The organism is Lentzea sp. NPDC037011 (genome assembly GCF_055607425.1).
This window is the reverse complement of the sequence record NZ_JBVJRT010000005.1, coordinates 718,909-737,960: the sequence shown is the minus strand read 5'-3', so window position 1 is coordinate 737,960 and position 19,052 is coordinate 718,909. Positions and strand designations below refer to the sequence as shown.

17 protein-coding genes are annotated in these 19,052 nt (G+C 71.2%); 3 read left to right on the top strand and 14 right to left on the bottom strand.

Going from position 1 to position 19,052, the window contains the following annotated elements; translation table 11 throughout:
* Nucleotides 1-3: 3 nt before the first annotated feature.
* The 3 genes from ACZ7CH_RS19100 to lysX all read right to left on the bottom strand — a co-directional run bounded on the left by ACZ7CH_RS19100 (nt 4) and on the right by lysX (nt 4,929).
* A complete protein-coding gene (locus ACZ7CH_RS19100) occupies nt 4-540 on the bottom strand; it encodes a PIN domain-containing protein (RefSeq protein ID WP_470374441.1) in 537 nt (178 codons plus the stop codon).
* Nucleotides 537-1,619: a helix-turn-helix domain-containing protein gene (locus ACZ7CH_RS19095; RefSeq protein ID WP_360386565.1), complete on the bottom strand. Its 1,083-nt coding sequence runs from the start codon at nt 1,617-1,619 to the stop codon at nt 537-539. Before ACZ7CH_RS19095 ends, ACZ7CH_RS19100 begins: the two co-directional genes overlap by 4 nt.
* Nucleotides 1,620-1,683: 64 nt before the next feature.
* Nucleotides 1,684-4,929, bottom strand: coding sequence for a bifunctional lysylphosphatidylglycerol synthetase/lysine--tRNA ligase LysX (gene lysX, locus ACZ7CH_RS19090; RefSeq protein WP_470374440.1), 3,246 nt, complete (start codon nt 4,927-4,929; stop codon nt 1,684-1,686).
* 21 nt (nt 4,930-4,950) lie between these two features.
* Between lysX and ACZ7CH_RS19085 the strand changes: the two genes are divergently transcribed.
* On the top strand, nt 4,951-5,790 hold the full coding sequence (locus tag ACZ7CH_RS19085) for an alpha/beta fold hydrolase (protein WP_470374439.1): 840 nt from the start codon (nt 4,951-4,953) through the stop codon (nt 5,788-5,790).
* Here the strand turns inward: ACZ7CH_RS19085 and ACZ7CH_RS19080 are convergent.
* Nucleotides 5,768-6,130 carry a VOC family protein gene (locus ACZ7CH_RS19080; RefSeq protein WP_360386557.1) on the bottom strand — a complete coding sequence of 121 codons (363 nt, stop codon included), beginning with the start codon at nt 6,128-6,130 and terminating at the stop codon, nt 5,768-5,770. The genes ACZ7CH_RS19085 and ACZ7CH_RS19080 overlap by 23 nt on opposite strands.
* 125 nt (nt 6,131-6,255) lie before the next feature.
* On the opposite strand from ACZ7CH_RS19080, the gene panB reads away from it, so the two are divergent.
* The gene (panB, locus tag ACZ7CH_RS19075; protein WP_360386555.1) at nt 6,256-7,113 is read left to right on the top strand and encodes a 3-methyl-2-oxobutanoate hydroxymethyltransferase; all 858 of its coding nucleotides are present in this window, start codon (nt 6,256-6,258) and stop codon (nt 7,111-7,113) included.
* Nucleotides 7,114-7,188: 75 nt separating this feature from the next.
* Here the strand turns inward: panB and ACZ7CH_RS19070 are convergent, their stop codons facing one another.
* A complete protein-coding gene (locus ACZ7CH_RS19070) occupies nt 7,189-8,046 on the bottom strand; it encodes a glutathione S-transferase family protein (RefSeq protein ID WP_360386553.1) in 858 nt (285 codons plus the stop codon).
* An 18-nt stretch (nt 8,047-8,064) separates the two neighbouring features.
* Here ACZ7CH_RS19070 and pip point away from each other — a divergent pair, with 18 nt between their 5' ends.
* Nucleotides 8,065-9,006, top strand: coding sequence for a prolyl aminopeptidase (gene pip, locus ACZ7CH_RS19065; RefSeq protein ID WP_470374438.1), 942 nt, complete (start codon nt 8,065-8,067; stop codon nt 9,004-9,006).
* Here pip and ACZ7CH_RS19060 read toward each other — a convergent pair.
* From ACZ7CH_RS19060 to ACZ7CH_RS19020, 9 genes are all read right to left on the bottom strand, one after another.
* Nucleotides 9,003-9,764: a helical backbone metal receptor gene (locus tag ACZ7CH_RS19060; RefSeq protein WP_470374437.1), complete on the bottom strand. Its 762-nt coding sequence runs from the start codon at nt 9,762-9,764 to the stop codon at nt 9,003-9,005. The two genes, pip and ACZ7CH_RS19060, sit on opposite strands and share 4 nt — an antisense overlap.
* Nucleotides 9,764-10,429 (bottom strand): NADPH-dependent F420 reductase, encoded by a 666-nt coding sequence (gene npdG, locus ACZ7CH_RS19055; RefSeq protein ID WP_458429222.1) that lies wholly within the window; start codon nt 10,427-10,429, stop codon nt 9,764-9,766. Before npdG ends, ACZ7CH_RS19060 begins: the two co-directional genes overlap by 1 nt.
* 190 nt (nt 10,430-10,619) lie before the next feature.
* Nucleotides 10,620-12,017, bottom strand: a complete 1,398-nt coding sequence (locus tag ACZ7CH_RS19050) for an RNB domain-containing ribonuclease (RefSeq protein ID WP_470374454.1) — start codon at nt 12,015-12,017, stop codon at nt 10,620-10,622.
* A gap of 35 nt (nt 12,018-12,052) precedes the next feature.
* The gene (locus tag ACZ7CH_RS19045; protein WP_360386543.1) at nt 12,053-12,247 is read right to left on the bottom strand and encodes a hypothetical protein; all 195 of its coding nucleotides are present in this window, start codon (nt 12,245-12,247) and stop codon (nt 12,053-12,055) included.
* Nucleotides 12,244-12,717, bottom strand: coding sequence for a hypothetical protein (locus ACZ7CH_RS19040; RefSeq protein WP_360386540.1), 474 nt, complete (start codon nt 12,715-12,717; stop codon nt 12,244-12,246). The genes ACZ7CH_RS19045 and ACZ7CH_RS19040 overlap by 4 nt, the downstream gene beginning before the upstream one ends.
* Nucleotides 12,718-12,735: 18 nt before the next feature.
* Complete coding sequence (locus ACZ7CH_RS19035) at nt 12,736-13,737, bottom strand: C40 family peptidase (protein ID WP_360386537.1); 1,002 nt, start codon at nt 13,735-13,737, stop codon at nt 12,736-12,738.
* A gap of 3 nt (nt 13,738-13,740) precedes the next feature.
* On the bottom strand, nt 13,741-14,337 hold the full coding sequence (locus ACZ7CH_RS19030; RefSeq protein WP_458429224.1) for a hypothetical protein: 597 nt from the start codon (nt 14,335-14,337) through the stop codon (nt 13,741-13,743).
* Nucleotides 14,338-14,353: 16 nt separating this feature from the next.
* The gene (locus ACZ7CH_RS19025; RefSeq protein WP_360386531.1) at nt 14,354-16,225 is read right to left on the bottom strand and encodes a hypothetical protein; all 1,872 of its coding nucleotides are present in this window, start codon (nt 16,223-16,225) and stop codon (nt 14,354-14,356) included.
* Complete coding sequence (locus ACZ7CH_RS19020; protein WP_360386695.1) at nt 16,222-19,035, bottom strand: ATP-binding protein; 2,814 nt, start codon at nt 19,033-19,035, stop codon at nt 16,222-16,224. Before ACZ7CH_RS19020 ends, ACZ7CH_RS19025 begins: the two co-directional genes overlap by 4 nt.
* Nucleotides 19,036-19,052: the final 17 nt, after the last annotated feature.

Genomic DNA, 19,052 nt, shown 5'->3' with positions numbered 1-19,052 from the left:
CGCTCACAGCAGGCCGTAGCTCCTCGCGTATGCGATGAAACCCGAGCCCGTACAGGGCAGCCTCATGTTGCTGTCCCGCAGCATGTCGATGAGGTTGCCCGCGCCGGCCTCGGGAAGTTTGCCGTCCCGGCACAGCTGGGCGAGCAGCCAGATGGTGCCGTGCACTTCCAGTCCCCGTGCGCGCGCCACCTTCGTGGCTTGCCGGTCGTCGGTGAGAGCGACACCGTCGAGGACCTCGCTCGCCGCGAACACGCTCGCCTCGCCGTGGTCGCGGTCCGACGTGCCGATCGCCCTCGACCACTTGACGAAGAGCTGGATCTCGGAGAGTTCGTCCAGCGCCTTGACGTGCAACCACGGCAGGTCCAGAGCGTTGCGCAGCAGCGGGTGCTGCCCGACGCCGCGGGAGATCTCCTCCTTCACGACCGCGGTGGTCCAGCACTCCCTGTTGCCGAGCAGCTCTCCGAGCACGTCGAGCCGTTCGATCAAAGCGAAGTGCGACAAGCACATGGTGTCCAGGACCAGCGGCTTGTCGGCCTTCACGGTGCGACTTCGTCGTCAGGCGCGACAGGCAGGTCGCTCTCGACGAGCTGGCCGTGCATGAGCTCGACCGCGCGGGACGACGTCACCAGGTCGCGCTTCCACGCTGCCATCACCGCCTTCGCGTAGCTGCGCGGCACTCGGACGGAGTCGAGGTCGGGTTGCGGCGCCCATCCGACGGCGTCCATCAGCTCCGCCTTGGTCGGCGTGCGGTGCTTCCACCTCCGAGCCTCAGCGGCGTCGAACGAGTCGACCAGCTGGGCCTGGCGCGTTGCCAGCGACCAGGACGTCCGGTACCGAGCCGCCAACTCGACGAGGCCTTGGCGGCCGTTCGCCTTCGCCACCACCTCGGACGGGAGCAGCAGTTCCGCCGCGAACGCGTCGACCACCGCTTCCCGTTCCCGCAGTGACGCGTGCACGCCGATGTCGTTCGAATAGGGATCTCCGAGCACCATGTGCCCGAGCTCGTGCGCGGCGGTGGCGCGTCGCCGGCCCGGATCACCCGACCTGCTGACCACGGCGACCGCCAGCTCGTCGTCCACCAGCACCGATGCACCATCGCCCGGCAGGTCGGTGACGAGCACGAACTGCCCCGCTTGCTCGCACAGGTCCATCAGGGTCGGGATCGGCTCGAGGACGAGGCCCGCGCGTTCCCTGAGCCGCAGCGCCGCCCGCCTCGCGTCCTCTTCGGTGGCGACGGCTCCCTGGAAGCGGTAGGGGTTCCTGGGCGGGAGCGTTCCGAGCCCGATGAGCTGCTGGACGTCGCGTACCCACGATTCCAGGCGCGCTTCCAGCCGGTGAGCCTGCCGGCCCGCGTCGGTGGCGGTGTCCTCGCTCAGCTCGGCACGCCTGGACAGCACCGCCGGCGCGCTGTGGAGGAAGTGGTCCAGTGGCACCTGCAACGCGGCAGCCAGCCTGGTCAGCTCCAGCGCGTCGACCTTGCGCGTTCCCGCTTCGATCTTCGCGATCATGGTGCGGTCGAGCGACAACGCCGCGCCCAGCTCGGCCTGGGAGAGACCGGCGCCGATTCGAGCGTCACGGACACGCTCGCCCACCTGGCTCCACTCCCGGATTTCAGCCATGGTGCGATTTTCGCACACACTGTCGCGCGTGTCACAGTCGATCACCCAGGTGACCAGGAGTGGGTCACTGAGGGCGGACGAACGGGAACAGCACGGTCTGCCGGATCGACGTCCCGGTCAGCATCATCAGCAACCGGTCCACGCCCATCCCGAGCCCGCCCGTGGGTGGCATGCCGTGCTCCAGCGCCCGCAGGAAGTCCTCGTCCAGCTCCATCGCCTCGACGTCGCCGGACGCGGCCTTCAGCGACTGCGCCTCCAGCCGGCGCCGCTGTTCGAGCGGGTCGGTGAGCTCCGAGTAGGCGGTGCCGATCTCCGCGCCGAACGCGACGAGGTCCCATCGTTCGGCCAGGCGGGGGTCGTCGCGGTGGCGGCGGGTCAGCGGGGACACCGAGGTCGGGAAGTCGATGTAGAAGGTCGGTCCGACGGTGGTCGCCTCGACGAACGAGTCGTACGCCTCCTGCACGAGCTGGCCGTGGTCCCAGTCCTCGTTGATCTCGACGCCGCGTGCGGCGAGCAGCGAGCGGAGTTCCGGGACCGGTGTCGAGGGCGTCACCGAAGTGCCCAGCGCCGACGAGACCGCCGTGTAGACCGGGATGACCGGCCACTCCCCCGAGAGGTCGAAGTCGCCGTCGGGGCGTGAGGCGATCTCCGCGCCGAACGCTTCCCGTGCCGCGTGCTGGATCAACGCGCGCACGAGGTCCAGCATCACGCGGTAGTCCGCATAGGCCTGGTAGGCCTCCAGCATCGTGAACTCGGGGTTGTGCGTGGCGTCGGCGCCCTCGTTGCGGAAGTTGCGGTTCAGCTCGAACACCCGGTCCACGCCCGCCACGCACAGCCGCTTCAGGTACAGCTCGGGGGCGATCCGCAGGTACATCCGCATGTCGTAGGCGTTGATGTGGGTGACGAACGGCCGGGCGTTCGCTCCGCCGTGCACCGCCTGCAGCATCGGCGTCTCGACCTCCAGGTACGAGCGCGCGTGCAGGAACTCCCGCACGCTGCGGATCACGTCGCTGCGCAGCTTCAGCAGGGCCGCCGAGTCGGGGTTCACCACCAGGTCGAGGTAGCGCTGCCGCACCCGCGCCTCCGGGTCGGCGAGGCCCTTGCGCTTGTCCGGCAACGGGTGCAGGCACTTCGCGGTCAGCGTCCACGAGGTGGCGCGCACGGAGATCTCGCCCTTGTCGGTCTTCATCACGGTGCCGGTCACGCCGACGTGGTCGCCCAGGTCGACGTCCGACTTCCACGACCGCAGGGCGTCGCCGAGCGACTCGGTCTCCAGCATCAGCTGGATCTCGCCGCTGAAGTCGCGCAGCCGTGCGAAGCACAGGCCGCCCATCTCCCGCAGTGCGACCACGCGGCCGGTGACGGAGACCTCCTCGCCGAACCGTTCCCGTGCGCCCGCGAGGAGGTCCGACCGCGCGAAGCCGACCGGGTACGGGTCGACGCCAGCGGCGACCAGGCGTTCGACCTTCGCGATGCGGACCCTGACCTGTTCGGGGCGGCGGACGGTCTTCGGCTCGACCTTCAGCGCGTCGATCTCGGCGACGCGGGCGGCGAAGTCGGAGCTCACGCCGGTCTTCTGCAACGCGCGCCTGCGCAGCGACCGCAGCGACGGCACGAACCCCTCGGCCACGCCGGCGGCGATGCTGACCCGCGGCAGGGCCCTGGACCGCTGGTAGCAGAGGAACCGCGGCTCCCACTCCGGCAGGTACTTGGCGTTCGACCGGTACAGCGACTCCAGCTGGAAGAACCGCGACGCCAGCGACAGCACCCGCCGCCACGCCCGCAGCACCGGGCCGGCGCCGATCTTCTCGCCCTCCTCGAACACCGCGCGGAACATCGCGAAGTTCAACGAGATCCGCTGCACGCCGAGGTGTCCCGCGGCCGCGGCGAGCTGGGCGACCATGTACTCGTTCAGGCCGTTCTCGGCTCCCCGGTCGCGGCGCATCAGGTCGAGCGACACGCCCCGGCGGCCCCACGGCACGAACGACAGCAGCCCGCGCAGCGCACCCGAAGCGTCGTAGGCCTCGACCATCACGCACCGGCCGTCGCTCGGATCTCCCAGGCGCCCCAGCGCCATCGAGAAACCGCGCTCGGTCTCCGCTCCGCGCCACGCCTGCGCCAGGTCCAGGATGGACGACATCTCGTCCGGTGCGATCTCGCTGTGCCGGCGCACCCGCGTGGTGTACCCGGCGCGTTCCACGCGGGACACGGCCTGGCGCAGCCCGCGGCGTTCCGGGCCGGCGAGGTTGAACTCGCGCACGTCGAGGATCGCCTCGTCACCGATCTCCAGCGCCTTGAGGCCCGCGTCGGTGTAGACCTGCGCGCCGCGTTCGGAGGCGCCCAGGACACCGGCGGTCCAGCCGTAGGTGCGCGCCTCCGCGAGCCACGCGAGCACGGCCTCCGGCCACGCCTCCTCGTCACCGACCGGGTCCGCGCTGGCCAGCGTCACGCCGCCGATCACCCGGTAGGTCAGCGCGGCGCGCCCCGAGGCCGCGAACACGACGCTCTTGTCGCGCCGGGTCGCGAAGTAGCCGAGCGAGTCGGGTTCGCCGTCGGAGGCGAGCAGGCGGCGCACGTCCAGCTCCTGCTCGGACGTGATCATGCTCTGGGTGCGGACACCGCGGAAGAACACGTACAGGGCGCGGCTCGCGACCAGCGTGCCGCCCAGTCCCAGCACGACGCTCAGCCACTGCGGTCCCTCGGGGATGTCGAGCCGGCCCAGCCGGACGACCTCACCGGTGGCCTGGTTCGCCGCCCACGCGAGCTTGTCGGCGTGCTCCACCAGCCTGTCGGGGAACAGCTCGGTGAGGCCCCAGCCGGCCAGCACCAGGGCGATCATGCCCAGCACGAACGACGCCAGCGCCTGCCGCCACGCACCGCGCGCCAGCCGGGCCGGGAACGCCGCCCGCACCGCCCACAGCGCCGCCACGAACAGCACCGAGGTCGCGAGCCCGACGCCGAGGAACGCCCAGTAGCTCGACTCGTCGTCGCCGTCCAGCACTTCTTCAGGTGCGACGGCCAGGATGACCATGGTGAACGCGACCGCGAGCAGGCCCAGCGCCTGGAACAGCAGCAGGGCCCACAGGGCGGCCCGCTTGCGCCTGCGCAGCGCCGCGCCCAGCACGAAGAACACGAGCGCGATGAAGAGGTTGCCGTCGATGGGCAGGCCCGTGAAGTACCCGACGCCGTCGGCGAGGTCGGTGAACCAGCTGTCCTCCGGCAGGACCACCCGCAGCAGCGACATCACCCCGGCCAGCTGCACGATCGTCGCGATCCAGCCAGCGACCTTCCACTGCCACGCCGGTCCCACATCATCTCCCGAGGTCAGCCGATGACGGCCATGATCCCCTCTTCGGCGGGCCGGGTGCACGTGGCGGTCTCCGGGCGTGTTGACCGGCCGGTCGTGGTGCTGAGCTCGGGGCTGGGCGGGGCGTGGTTCGACTGGGACCGGACCGTGCGGATGCTCGAACCGCTGGCGCGGGTGGTGGTGTTCGACCGGCCCGGTCTGGGCATGTCCGGTCCGGCGCGGCGCGGGCCGTCGCTGGCGCGGGAGGTGGCGGTGCTGGATGCGGTGCTGCGCGGCGTCCCGCAGGCGGTGCTGGTGGGGCACTCGATGGCATCGATGCACGTCGAGGCCTATGCGCGGCTGCGGCCGCACCGGGTGCTGGGGGTCGTGCTGCTCGACCCGGACACGGAGATGCCGGGCGCGGGGGCGCCGTTCGACGTGTCGGCGGTGGTGGCGCAGGTGTTGCGCGCGTTCGGCAGCCGTTGGCTGGGAGCCCGCCTCACGCGCAGGTACGGGCACTCCTTCCGCAACTGGCTGACCGCGCTGTCCACGCTGGGCGCGACCGACCCGGCACCGCGGGACCTGGTCGAGCTGGTCTACCGGCGGGCCGATGTGGGACGCGCCACACTGGCCGAGCTGGCGTCCTACCCCGGTCAGGTGGCGACGCTGGAACGGCTGCGGACCCGCTGCGCGTTCCCGGAGGTGCCGTTCCTCGTGCTCACGGCCGGTCGGAAGATATGGCCGGAACACCGGTCGCTGGCCGCCCTCGTGCCGTGGGGGCGCAACGTGCCGGTGCCCGGCAGTCGGCACATGGTTCAGATGGACCGGCCGGACGCCGTGGTCATGGCGATCCGGACCGTGCTCAGGGCTCTGCCCGGCCGCTGAGCAGGCAGAACTCGTTGCCCTCCGGGTCGGCGAGGGTGTACCAGCTGACGTCCTCGCCCTGGCCGATGTCGACGCGCGTGGCGCCGAGCTCCAGCAGGCGCGCCAGCTCCTCGTCCTGCTCCCGGTCGGTGGCCCGGACGTCGATGTGCAGGCGCAGCTTCTGCAGCTTGCGGTCCGGGTTCTTCAGGAACAGCAGGGTGGTGCGGCGGTCCGGTGGGGCGATCTCGACGAGGACGTCCTCGCGGTCGACCACCTCGTAGCCGAGGACCTCGCACCAGAAGGCCGCGAGTCGTTCCGGATCGGTGCAGTCGAGCACCAGTTCTGTGATTCGGGCTGCCACCCGTGTGACGGTAGCCGCATCTGCAACCGGTTTCCGGTCGGCGGTGCCACCCTGGGGTTCGGCAACCGTGCACCAAGCGCCCGGGGACTCGCTGCGGCGGGCCTCGAGGAAAGGAACGGTCGACGATGACCAATGCCGAAGTTTCCGCGCCCTACGGCTCCGGAGCCGCTCCCCAGAAGGCTCCCGCGAAGCGCGTGCGGGTCCACCACCTGCGTGAGATGAAGGACCGCGGCGAGCCGTGGCCCATGCTCACCGCGTACGACACGTTCACCGCCCAGATCTTCGACGAGGCGGGCATCCCCGTTCTGCTGGTCGGCGACTCCGCGTCGAACACGGTCTTCGGCAACGACACCTCGCTGCCGGTCACGGTGGACGAGCTGATCCCGCTGGTGCGGGCGGTGACGCGGTCGGTCAAGCGCTCCCTCGTGGTCGCCGACCTGCCGTTCGGCTCCTACCAGGTGTCGGTGGAGCAGGCCGTGGCCACCGCGGTGCGGTTCATGAAGGAAGGCCAGGCGCACGCGGTCAAGCTGGAGGGTGGCGCCTACTTCGCGCCGCACATCCGCGCGATCACCGCCGCGGGCATCCCGGTCATGGCGCACATCGGCTTCACCCCGCAGTCCGAGCACCAGCTCGGCGGGTACCGGGTGCAGGGCCGCCACGAGAACCACGACGTGGTGCTGCACGACGCCGCCGCCGTCCAGGAGGCCGGCGCGTTCGCGGTCGTGCTGGAGATGGTGACCGCCGAGGTCGCGAAGCAGATCACGCACGACCTGGTCATCCCGACCGTGGGCATCGGTGCCGGTCCGGACACCGACGCCCAGGTGCTCGTCTGGCAGGACATGATGGGCCTGAACCGCGGCAAGGCGCCCCGGTTCGTGAAGCGCTACGCCGACATCGGCAACGTCATGCTGGGCGCGGCGACCGAGTTCGCGAACGAGGTGCGCGGGCACCAGTTCCCCGGCCCCGAGCACACCTTCCACTGAGCGGAAGTCACGCGGGAGTCCTACGTTCCCTTCCGGGGCACGCGGGGCCCCCGCGTGACAGCAAGCCGAGCAGGGTCAGCGGGTCCAGACCGACGGGTCTGGGCCCGCCGGCACGATGCCGGTCGGGTTGATCTCGTGGTGCGTCACGTAGTAGTGGCGCTTGATGTGGTCCCAGTCGACCGTGTCCCCGAACTGCGCGTAGAGGCGCTTCGCGTACGCCCACAGGTTCGGCATCTCGGTCAGCTTGGTCCGGTTGCACTTGAAGTGGCCGTGGTAGACGGCGTCGAACCGCACGAGCGTGGTCCACAGGCGGATGTCGGCCTCGGTGAGCTGGCCGCCCACCAGGTACTCGTGCGTGGCCAGGTGGTCCTCGATGCGGTCCAGCTCGGCGAACAAGGCGGTGTACGCCTCCTCGTAGGCCTCCTGCGACGTGGCGAAACCGGCCTTGTAGACGCCGTTGTTGACGTTGTGGAAGATCGGCTCGATCCAGGAGTCGATCTCCTCGCGCAGGTGCTCGGGGTAGAGGGTGCTCTCCGGGTTCCACTTGAGGCTGAAGTCGAGGGTGAGCTGCGGGTAGTCGTTGGTGACGACCTCGCCGGTGGTCGTGTCGACCAGCGCGGGAACGGTCACGCGGCCCTCGTAGCCGGGGTCGGCCTTCTCGTAGGCCTGGCTGAGGAAGTCGTAGCCGAGCACCGGGTCCGTGCCCTGGAAGCGCCAGCCGCGGTCGTCGCGGATCGGGTCGACGACGGCGAGCGAGATCGCGTCCTCCAGGCCCAGCAGCTTGCGCACGACGACCGCGCGGTGCGCCCACGGGCACGCGAGGCTGACGACGAGCCGGTAGCGGCCGGGCTCGGGTTCCGGCCGCGCGGTGAAGCGGTTCGGCTGCCGCACGAACGCTCCCGTGGTGGACGTCTCCTTCGTGAACTGCGCCATGTCCTCGACGATAGGCCCATGTACCCGGAGATCGAGCCCCACGCGTCAGGCCTGCTGGACACCGGCGACGGCAACCAGGTGTACTGGGAGGAGTGCGGCAACCCCTCCGGCAAGCCCGTCGTCTTCCTGCACGGTGGTCCCGGCGGCGGCTGCTCCCCCGCGCACCGCCGGCTGTTCGACCCCGAGGTGTACCGGATCGTGTTGTTCGACCAGCGCGGCTGCGGGCGTTCGCTGCCGCACGCGTCGGTGTCCGGTGACCTCTCGCTGAACACGACCTGGCACCTCGTCGCCGACGTGGAGCTGCTGCGCGAGTCGCTGCGGGTCGAGCGGTGGCAGGTGTTCGGCGGGTCCTGGGGGTCGACGCTGGCGCTGGCGTACGCGCAGAAGCACCCGGACCGCGTCACGGAACTGGTGCTGCGCGGCATCTTCACGCTGCGCCAGTCCGAAGTGGACTGGTACTACCGCGGTGGTGCGGCGAACGTCTTCCCCGACCTGTGGGAGAAGTTCATGGCGCCGTTGGAGGGCATGTCCGGCGACCCCGTGCAGCTGTACGCGGAGCTGCTGGCCGACCCGGACCCGGCGGTGCACGGCCCGGCGGCGGTCGCGTGGAGCACGTGGGAGGGCGCGACGGTGACGTTGCTGCCCAGGCCCGAGCTGGTGGCGCAGTTCGCGGAACCGGCGTACGCGCTGGCGTTCGCCCGGATCGAGAACCACTACTTCGTGCACGACGGCTGGTTCGAGGAGGGTCAGCTGATCCGCGACGCCGACCGGCTGGCGGGCATCCCGGGCGTGATCGTGCAGGGCCGCTACGACATGGCGACGCCCGCGGTGTCGGCGTGGGACCTGCACAAGGCGTGGCCCGGTTCGGAGCTCGTGCTGGTGCCGGACGCCGGGCACGCCTACGACGAACCCGGGGTCCTGGCGGCGCTGCTGGCGGCGACCGACCGGTTCCGCGACTAGCCCCCGAGGTGGCTCAGCGCCCGTTGAAGGCTCGCCCTGGCCTCCACGAGGGAGGGCCCGTACCACGTGAGGTGACGGCCGTTGACGAGCACGTACGGCAGGCCGGGGAAGCTCTCCGGCCCGTCCTCGTGGGTGAACGCGTACGGCTCGTCGGGCAGCACCACCAGGTCGGGCCGCTGCTCGTTCAGCTCGTCCAGGCTCGGCCGCGGATAGCGTTCCTCGTGGGAGGCGTAGACGTTCTCGACGCCGAGCCTGCGCAGCACGTCGGTGGCGAACGTGTCGCGGCCGACGACCACCCACGGCCGGCGCCACACCGGGATGAGCGCGGTGAGGCGTTGCGGTGCGGTGTCCCGCCACAGGTCCTCGGCGTCGACGAGCCAGCCGGGTTCGAGGTCCCAGGCGGTGGCGAAGAGCCGCCGCAGCGACGCCAGCGCCATCGGCACGGTCCGCGGCGCCTCGGTCACCCACACCGGGATGCCGTCGGCGCGCAACCGGTCGACGTCCTCGGCGCGGTTCTCCTCGGAGTTCGCGATCACGAGGTCGGGCCGCAGCCGCAGAACCTCCTCCACGTCCGGGTACTTCGAGCCGCCGACCCGCTCGACGTCCAGGCCGGCCGGGTGCGTGCAGTAGTCCGTCGCACCGGCCAGTGCTCCCGGAACGCTGACCGCGACGGCCTCGGTGATGGACGGCACCAGGCTGACCACGCGCCGGGGCCGGTCGACCGGAACCGGCTCACCGAGGTCGTCGACGGGCAGCATCAGACTCCCGTGATCTTCAGACCGGCGTGCGCCTTGTACCGGCGGTTGACCGCGATGAGGTTCGCCGTGAACGCCTCGACCTGGTGAGCGTTGCGCAGCCGCCCGCCGTAGACGCCGCGGAAGCCCGGCACCAGCTCGGCCAGCTCGCGCACGGTATCCGTGGCCTCGCGGTCGTCGCCCAGCACCAGCACGTCCATGTCCACTTCGGACACCGTCAGGTCCGCCAGCAGCACCGCGGACACGTGGTGGAACGCGGCGGTGACCCGCGACTCCGGCAGCAGCAGCTCCGCCTGCTGCGCCGCGCTGCCCTCGGTCACCGGCAACGCGAACGGGCCCTGCTTGTCGAACCCGAGCGGGTTCACGCAGTCGATGACGATCTTCCCGGCCAGCTGGTCCCGCAACGACGCCAGCAGGTCGCCGTGCCCGTCCCACGGCACCGCGACGAGCACGACGTCGGAGTCGGCCGCGCAGTCGGCGTTGTCCGCGCCTCTGACGTCACCACCGGCGACACCGGCGATCTCCTCGGCGGCGAGCCCGGCCCGTTCGGCACTGCGGGAGCCGATGATCACCTTGAGCCCGGCCCTGGCCCAGCGGATGGCGAGGCCCTTGCCCTGGGCACCGGTGCCACCGAGCACGCCGACGGTGAGGTCACGAATCTCTGTCACCCGTGCATCTTCACACGGTCCGGTGGGGGCGTGCGGCCCAACGTGACCTTGCGCTCGACACGCGCAACTACGCCGCGAACGCCGATAGCCCGCGCACGCGGGGATCGCACGAAAGGTCCCCGCGTGCGCCAGGAGGGCACGAAAGGGCCCCGCGTGGCATCAGGAGGGCACGAAAGGGGCCCGCGTGGCGTCAGAGCTGGGCGGTGAAGTGGACGCGGCGGGAAGGCGGGTCGGCTTCCGCAAGGCGCACGCGGATGCGTTCGCCCTCGGGGAGGTGGGGGCCGGCGCACTTGGCGAGGATCGGCGGCGAGGCGATGAACACCTCCGCCTCGTCGTCCCCCGCCCGCAGCACGACGGCCTCGAACTCCTGCCCGACCCGTCCGCTCAGCACCCACGCCTCGACCTGGTCCAGCGTCGCCCGCTCCACCTTCGACGCGAGCGAGTCCGACGCCCCCATCAGCGACGGCAGCACCGGCAGCGCCTCCGCCAGCCACGCGGGCACCGGCTTCCCCGCCGACACCGCCAGGCACACCTCGGTGGCGAACCGGTCGACGAGCCGGCGCAGCGGTGCGGTCACGTGCGTGTACGGCGCCGCGACCCCCGCGTGCGTCACGAGCTCGGGCACCGTGCCGTTGAACGCCGAGTAGCCCGCACCCCGCAACAGGCGCGTGGCGTCCGTGAACAGCGCCAGCGCCTCCGGTGTCGAGGCGTCCAGGTCGGCCAGGAACGCACCCGGCGACACCCCGGCGGCCCACGGCACGCCCAGCGCCGCCGCCGACTTCCGCAGCGACGCCACGGCCTCGGCGTCCGGGTCCGGCAGGGTCCGCAGGACACCGACGCGGGCCTCGATCATCATCTTCGCCGCCGCCATGCCGGTCATCAGCGAGATCTCGGCGTTCCAGGAGTCCACGGCGGCCCGCGGGCGGGTCACCAGCTTCCAGCCGGCGCCGTCGGGTTCGACCTCCTGCTCGGGCAGCTGCAGCTCGATCGCGCCGCGGGAACGGGCCAGTGCCCGCCGCAGCAGGCCGAACTCCGCCAGCGCCGCCACCGACGGATGCGGGGTGCCGGCGTCGAAGGTCCGCTGGACGGAGGCGTAGTCGAACTGCGCGGTCGAACGGACGAGAGCGCGCCGGACCTCGACCGCGGCGACCTCGCCGTCGGCCGAGCACGTGAACGTCCACACCACCGCCGGCCGCACCACGCCGGGCAGCAGCGACGCGGCGCCCTCGGACAGCACGGTCGGGTGCAGCGGCACGTTGCCGTCGGGCAGGTACACCGTCTGGCCGCGGCGCCGGACCTCCTCGTCCAGCGCACCGCCCGGCGTCACGAACAGGCCCAGGTCGGCGATCGCGTAGTGCACCACGAAACCGGAGGACGTGCGGACCAGGCACAGCGCCTGGTCCAGGTCCTTCGCGCCGGGCGGGTCGATCGTCACGAACGGGATCGACGTGAGGTCGAGGCGGTCGCCCACCGGGCGGGCGACCACCTCCTGCGCCTCGGCCAGTGCCGCGGCCGGGAACACCGGCCGCAGCCCGAACTCGGTGCGGATGCCGTCGAAGGACAGGTCAGCACGACCCGTGCGGATCACCAGGGAGGCCACCCGCACAGCCTAAGGACCGGCGATCAGTCCTCGTCGTCGCCGCGCCACTTCTTGTCCGCCTCGTCCGCGGAACGCGTGCGTTCGCGGGCGATCTCCAGGGCGCGTGCGGCCGTGGCCTCGTCCGGGTACGGGCCCATCCGGTCAGCGCCCCGGCAGCCCTTGCCCTGCTCGACGGTCTGGTGGGTCAGGCAGTAGAACCACCCGCTGGTGTCACTCATGCTCGTTCGCCTCCCATGGGCGCCGGGAATCCCCGCGGCGGCGTGGACTGGTTGGCGTTGGCGTACTCCGACGGGATCGGATCCAAACACGAGACCAGGACCGTGCGGTGCTCGGCGTTGTCGATCAAGCGGTCGGACCGGTCACGGTAGACCAGCGAACCGTCCGAGTCGATCTCCACCACGGCACCGACCTCCGCGAGCTGTTCCTCGTCGAGGTCGGTGAGCTTCTCGTAGCGCGAGGGCACCACGCGGTAGATCGGCCACTTCAGGTGGCCGTAGGTGCGGTGGAACTCCGCGAGCAGGTGGACCATGTGCTGCTGCCACGGCAACGGCATGGCCTCGGCCAGCGCGCGCGGGACCACCACGTAGTCGGACGAGACACCGGGAGCGCCGGCGGCCGTGTAGTCGCGCACGGGTGCGCTCGACGCGGGTGGTCCGGCGGGCCTCGGGATGGGGTTGTGGTTGAACATGCAGCGCCTCCCCGCGATCTACACGCCCGGCCGGACGGCCATCGGCATCAACTCGTGGTAGTTCCAGTTGATCTTGCTGATCTTCACGACGTCACCCGTCTGCGGTGCGTGGATGTACTCGTCGCCGCCGAGGTACATGGCCACGTGGTGCACCGAACGCGGGTCGGCCGTGTTGTAGGCCCAGAAGATCAGGTCGCCCGGCTGCGCGTCGCGCACCGGCAGGTGGGCGCCGCCCTTCTCGTACTGGTCGTTCGCCACCCGCGGGATCTTCACCCCCGCCCCCGCGAACGCCTTGACCAGGATGCCGGAGCAGTCCCAGGCGTCCGGGCCGTTGCCGCCCCACAGGTACGGCTCGCCGAGCTGCTGCTTGGTGAACTCGATGGCGACACCCGCCGCGTTCGAGGCGACCAGGAACTCGCCGGCGCCCGCGCCGCAGCCGGCCGGGTCGGAGATCTGGCCGAGCTCGCTCAGCAGGAACGCCGCCATGGACTCCCAGTTGTGGTACCTGTCCGGGAACGCCGAGCGCTCCACCGCCTGCGCCGAGTCGCCGGGCCTGCGGTTCTCCCAGTCCGGCACCTTCAGCAGCACGTCGTAGAACTTGTTGATCGCGTAGACCGGGTCGACCACCTGGGCCTCGGTGCCCCAGCCCATCGACGGGCGCATCTGGAAGATGCCGAGCGAGTCGCGGTCGCCGTAGTTCAGCGGGCGCAGACCCGACTCGGTCATGCCGGCCTGGATCGCGATCTGCCACGCCAGCGGCGGCAGCTCCCGCTGCTGGCCGATGGAGATGATCTGGGCGACGATGTTGCGCTGCTCGTCGTTGAGGCGCGACGCGTCGTGGCGGCCCTTGTCGCCGCCGCCCGCGTCCCACGGTCCGATCGAGGCGTTGCAGCTCATCCGCAGCACGCCGGCTCCGCCGGCCGCACCGCTCTGGTTGTTGACCACTTGCGTGACACCGGACGTCGCGACCACCGTCACGATGGCCACGACGACCGCACCGATGATCAACATGAGGCGCATGGCTCAGTCCGCCTTCGTGTAGCTGTTGACCCGCCACTCGTTGCTGGGCGAAAGCTTGATCAACGTGATGACGACCTTGCCGGAGTCGGTGCCGACCCGGAAGTCGGCCGACGACACCGTGGACCGCACCGGGGCGACCTTCTCGGTGATCTTGTCCGGCACGTTCTTCGGGTCGATGGTCGCCATCTGCGCGAGGAACTCCTCCGTGGTGTACGGGCGGAGGTTCGCGAGCCACTTCTCGACGTCGTTGTTGGGCGGCGGCTTGATCCAGTTCTCCGCCCAGAGCTCGGCCACCAGCTGCGCGTCCGCCTGCGGCGGCGCGGCCTGCGCCGAGTTCGTCGGCGGCGGCAGCTTGGTCGGCAGCGACACCCCGCTGCTGGGCAGCTGCCCCACCTGGGTCGGCTGCACGGAGGTCGACTGGGCCGCCACCGTCGTGCCGGTCGGCGAGCGGTCCAGCATCCTCGGGATGATCACCCCGAGGGCGACCACGAGCAGCACGAAGATGACGATCGACGCACCGAGGTGGCGCGGGGAACGCATCGGCCAGCCCCACAGGCTGCGGTAGACCGCGGCACGGCCGCGGTTCGTGCGGATCGGCACCGGTTGTCCCCCTTCCTCAGTTGTCCCTGACTTCGAAGCCGCGCGACGGGCGGTAGATCACGTGCACCTGGCGTCCCGCCACCACTTCGGTCTCCGCGCGCCGCGGTTCCTGCACCGGGGCCGAGTAGCCGTTCGACCGCGACGGCACGAGCACCGCGTCGTCCACGCGGTCCCACTGCCGGTCGGTGACCGGTGGGCTGTCCACGACGCGCGACCGGCCGACCGGCAGCGCCGCCGGACCCGATCCCGCGGGCAGCGCACCGGCGCGCGTGGTGCTGTAACCGTCGCCGGACGAGTTGATCTGGCTCGGCGCACCGCGGTCGAGCCGCTGGGCGGTGGCCGCGACCGGGTTCGACGCCTCCGGGCGCACCCGTCCGCGGCCCCGCTGCGGCACCTCCTCGCCGGCGCCGTCGCCCTCGCGCACCGAGTCCCAGAACTCGTCCTGCGGGCTGGGGCCGGTCTGCTTGCGGCCGCGCAGCTTCGACCAGACGCCGCCCTGCATCGGCAGGACGTTGCTCGCCGAGCCGACCGACATCTCGACCATCTGCCACATGCGCCGCAGCGGTTTGCCGATCACGAAGCACACCAGGGTGAGCATCAGTCCCAGCAACGTCCTCGTCAGCAGCGACAGCCCGGTCGCGTTGAAGATCGCCTGCAGCAGCAGCGCGTGGACACCCGCGAGGACCGCGAGCACCAGCACGTTGAACACCGTCACGGCGGCCGCGCGGGCGACCTTGCGCAGCAGGTCGTGGTGGATCAGTGCGACGAGACCGATGAGCGGTCCGGCGAGCGTGAGGATGCGCAGCAGCAGCTGGGCCAGCAGCACCGCGCCCTTCGCGAACAGCTGGAACAGCGAGAACGCGACCGCCTGCAGCAGCGAGAGGAACCCAGCGCCGGTGCGGCTGCCGTCGGTGCCGTCGAAGTAGCCCTTCGCGGTGCCGAGCTGGCCTTCGAGTGCGATCCACTCGGCCTTCTTGGCGCTCAGCGCCGCCTGGTCGGCGTCCTTGTGCTCGGCGATCTCGGCCGTGGTCCAGGCCTGCGCCTTGAGGATGCGCGGGCCGTACTCGACGGCCTGCGGTGCCTCGGGAGTGCCGAACGCGCCGCGCAACCAGCTCTGGTACACAACGGCTTCGTGCAGTTTCGTCGGCAGCACGTGGAGTGTGCCCTGCTCCTCGGGGGCCTCGATGAAGCCCGCCTGTATCTCCGACGTCTTGGAGACCAGGGTGTTGTCGAGGAGGTTGTAGAACTGGGGCAGCGCCAACGTCGACGTGGCGAGCCACATCGCGGCCAGTGCCCAGAGCCCGCGTTTGGAGATCGCGGCGAAGTCGCCGGTCCAGATCTGCCGGAACATCAGGATCGCGAGGATCAGCGCGACCAGCCCGAACCAGCGCAGGTAGACGTTGTCGTAGACCTTCTGCACACCGTTGTTCACGGCGTCGTCCAGCGGCACGAGCAGACCGCGGCCCATCACCGTGTAGTGCAGCGCGTTGGTGGCGCCGACGATGTTCTTGCCGATGCTGAAGAGCTCGTTGCCCGCCCACGTGTCGATCGTGGCGTTGGCGTTCGGGATGGTGCAGCTCTTCTGGTAGTAGTGCCAGACCATGCCGGCGTAGCCGTAGTCCAGGTACGCCGAGCCCGGCAGGCCGTTGCCGACCGGCGGGTCGAGCGCGCCGACCATGCCCGCACCCGGACGTTCCGGATTGGGTGCCTCACCGCAGTTTTGGGCGTGGGCGGCGGGGGCACCCAGTACCACCTGGAGTGCCAGGATCGCCGACACGAGACCGATGGCCCTCGTGCGCGCGCCCACGCGCTGGGAGAGGCGCAGCCCGAACCGCCGCCTCGCCCAGAGCAAGGCGACGACCGAGACCACGACCGCCAGCAGCGTCATGCCACGCCGTCCCGGTGGCGGTTGGAGCCGTCACCGTGACCCACCAGGTGGGCCTCGTCCTCTGTCAGCCCCAGTTCGAGGTCGGCGGCGAGCTCGTCGTCGATCTCGTCCGGCACGTACGCGGGTTGTGGCACTGACGGCACCTGGTCCTCCTCGCCCGACGGAAGAGCATCGCGGTCGCGCTTGGCGTCCGGAGTCGTGTCGAGCGCGTTGCGCAGGTGCTCGAGGTGCGGACCGCTGAAGTCGATGCGGATCCGTTCCACGCCACCGGCACCGTCGCCGAAGATGAACTGCCGCGGCGCGCGGTCGCGTTCGGACACGCTCCGCTCACCACCGGGACGGCGGCCGAGCGAGGCGACGACCTGCTCGTAACCGGCCCCCACGGGCACCTTCAGCAACCGCAGCGCGTCCGCCTGCGCCTGGTCGTCGTCGAGCCTGCCGACGAAGACCGAGTCGAGCAGGGCGACGAAGCCCTGGATCTTGAGGAAGTCGGCGGGGATCTGCGAGGACAGCAGCACGCGGACGTTCCACTTGCGCGAGTCGCGAGCGAAGCGGTTCATCAGCACGCGACCGGTCGGGACCTCCGACAGGAAGAACGCCTCGTCGATCCAGACGCCCTTGCGCTGGTCCTTCGGCTTCTCGTAGATCGAGCGCTGGGTGAGCCACGCGGCGAGGTTCAGCATCTCGACGCCGAGCGACTCCGCGTCCGTCCAGTGCTCGCGGCCGACGCCGTCCTTGGGCAGGTTCAGGCCCGCCATGGTCAGCACCGTGAGCCGGTCGTCCCGCGCCTCGTTGTACGGGTCGGCGTTCGCCTCGGGGATCAGCAACGACATGCGCTCGCGCATCTCGTCGAGGAAGTCCGCGACGACCACGGCGTGCTCGTGGTGCTCGGACGCGTCCCGGCGCAGCGCCTCGAAGACGAGACCGGGGTGGGCGTCGAAGCGGCCGCCGACGGTGCGGACCGCGCGCAGCAGCACGATGCGCGTCTGTGGCAGGCGGGCGACCTCGAACGGCAGCAGACCGGTGAGCACGTCCAGCACCAGCCGGCGGCGGGTGGCCGCGGCGAGTGCCTTCTCCCTGCGCCACGCGCGTTCCGGGTCGTCCTCGTCGAGGAAGTGCTCGATCATCGGCTCGGCGACCACCCGGTACGGGTTGAGGATGCCGGGCTGGGCGTTGAGCAGGTTGATCGGCCGGGCGTACGGGCGCAGCTCCGGCAGCTCGCACAGCGCCGCCAGCGGACCGGACGGGTCGAGCAGCGTCCAGTGCGCGCCGGAGCGCAGCGTCTTGTAGACGATGCCGCCGCCGAGGAACGACTTGCCGGCACCCAGACCCGCGACCATCGCCGTCAGACCGGACGCGTCGCGCAGCTCCTGGGCCATCCACGGGTCCCAGGCGACCGGGCGCCGGGTGGCCGTGACGGTCTCGCCGAGCAGGATGCCGCGGCGGTCACCGACCTCGGCCGTGGCCGTCGGGACGGCGGACGCCGCCCACAGCACGCTGCCGCGCCGCAGGTACGCGCCGTTCGACAGCGGCTCACCGGGGATGAACTCGCGGGCGATCGCGTACTGCGCCTCCGGGTGGTCGATGGCGATCTTGGGCTTGTACAGCTCCAGCAGCTGCTGGGCCAGGCGCAGGGCCTCGCGCTCGGTCGGCCCGGAGACCGCGAGCCGCCACCACGAGCGCACCCTGGTGCCCAGCGCGGTGAAGCCCGACGTCATCTCGTCGTCGATCTCCAGCACGCGCCCGGCCTGGCGGGCCAGCGACTGCGGCGGTTCCAGCTCGTGCTCGTCGGTGTAGTGGCGGACCTGCGAGCGCACCTTGCTCATCTGGCGGGAGAGCTCGCCGGACACCTCCTCCGGGCGGCGCACGTAGATCCGCGCGGACCACTCGACGGAGGCGGGCAGCCGGTCGGCGCGCTGCACCCACGGGTCGTCGACCTCGGGGATCTGCAGGCCGTGCATCAGCCCGACGGTGAGCACGGCGACGTGCCGCCGGATGCCCGCGTTCGAGCCGGTGCGGCCGCGCACGGTCACCGTCGGCGAGTACGGCTCCTGGTGGAAGTCCGCGGCGTCGGTGAAGCTGGCCAGGTCCTCCGGCTCCCACGCGGCACCCGGCACTGCGGGCAGGTTGCGCGGTGCGGGCAGGCCCAGCGAGCACGACCGGTGCATCAGCCAGGACATCTCCTCGGCCGTCGCGGGACGGCCTTCGAGACCGGCCGACCCGATGACCTGGTCGAGGTGCTCGACCTCGGAGTCCAGCGCCACCAGCTCGGCGTCGACGGCGTCCGGGAAGACCTTGCGCAGCACGGGAGCGGCGCGTTCGACGGCCCGGTCCATCATGTTGCGGGTCTGCACCTGGACGCCCAGGTAGACCTCTTTCTCCGCCATCGAGCGGCCCATGAGCTGCTGCTGCTCGCCGACCATGTAGTCGTCGAACGTCAGCGTGCCGGGGGTGTCCGGCAGGCGCTTGACGGCGTTGTGCACGTGCGCCTCGGCCCACATGCGGATCGGGTACGGCCGCGTCGTGACCCGCAGGTGCATCCAGCGGCCCTGCAGCTCGGCGTACTGACCGGCGATGGCGGCGATCAGGTCCTGGCGCTGCGAGTCGCTGCGGAACGACCAGCGCTGCGGCGCGAGCCGGTACCAGGCGTAGACCTCCTGGCCGGTGCGCAGCAGGTGGCCGTCGATGCTGCGGGCGCTGATCGACGGCGTGTAGCTGGGCACCGCCTGCTCGCCGGGCAGGCGGCGGCCGCGCTTGGAGTACGCGGCCCGGTCGCGGTCGCGCGGGTCCGCGGCCGCGTGCTGCGCGATGTGCTGGGCGGAGCGAC

Coding starts and splice junctions, on each gene's coding strand:
- ACZ7CH_RS19095 (WP_360386565.1), bottom strand. CDS start 1,619: ATGGCTGAAATCCGGGAGTGGAGCCAGGTGGGCGAGCGTGTCCGTGAC.
- pip (WP_470374438.1), top strand. CDS start 8,065: ATGTACCCGGAGATCGAGCCCCACGCGTCAGGCCTGCTGGACACCGGC.
- ACZ7CH_RS19045 (WP_360386543.1), bottom strand. CDS start 12,247: ATGAGTGACACCAGCGGGTGGTTCTACTGCCTGACCCACCAGACCGTC.
- ACZ7CH_RS19025 (WP_360386531.1), bottom strand. CDS start 16,225: ATGACGCTGCTGGCGGTCGTGGTCTCGGTCGTCGCCTTGCTCTGGGCG.
- ACZ7CH_RS19085 (WP_470374439.1), top strand. CDS start 4,951: ATGACGGCCATGATCCCCTCTTCGGCGGGCCGGGTGCACGTGGCGGTC.
- ACZ7CH_RS19035 (WP_360386537.1), bottom strand. CDS start 13,737: ATGCGCCTCATGTTGATCATCGGTGCGGTCGTCGTGGCCATCGTGACG.
- panB (WP_360386555.1), top strand. CDS start 6,256: ATGACCAATGCCGAAGTTTCCGCGCCCTACGGCTCCGGAGCCGCTCCC.
- ACZ7CH_RS19070 (WP_360386553.1), bottom strand. CDS start 8,046: ATGGCGCAGTTCACGAAGGAGACGTCCACCACGGGAGCGTTCGTGCGG.
- ACZ7CH_RS19040 (WP_360386540.1), bottom strand. CDS start 12,717: ATGTTCAACCACAACCCCATCCCGAGGCCCGCCGGACCACCCGCGTCG.
- ACZ7CH_RS19060 (WP_470374437.1), bottom strand. CDS start 9,764: ATGCTGCCCGTCGACGACCTCGGTGAGCCGGTTCCGGTCGACCGGCCC.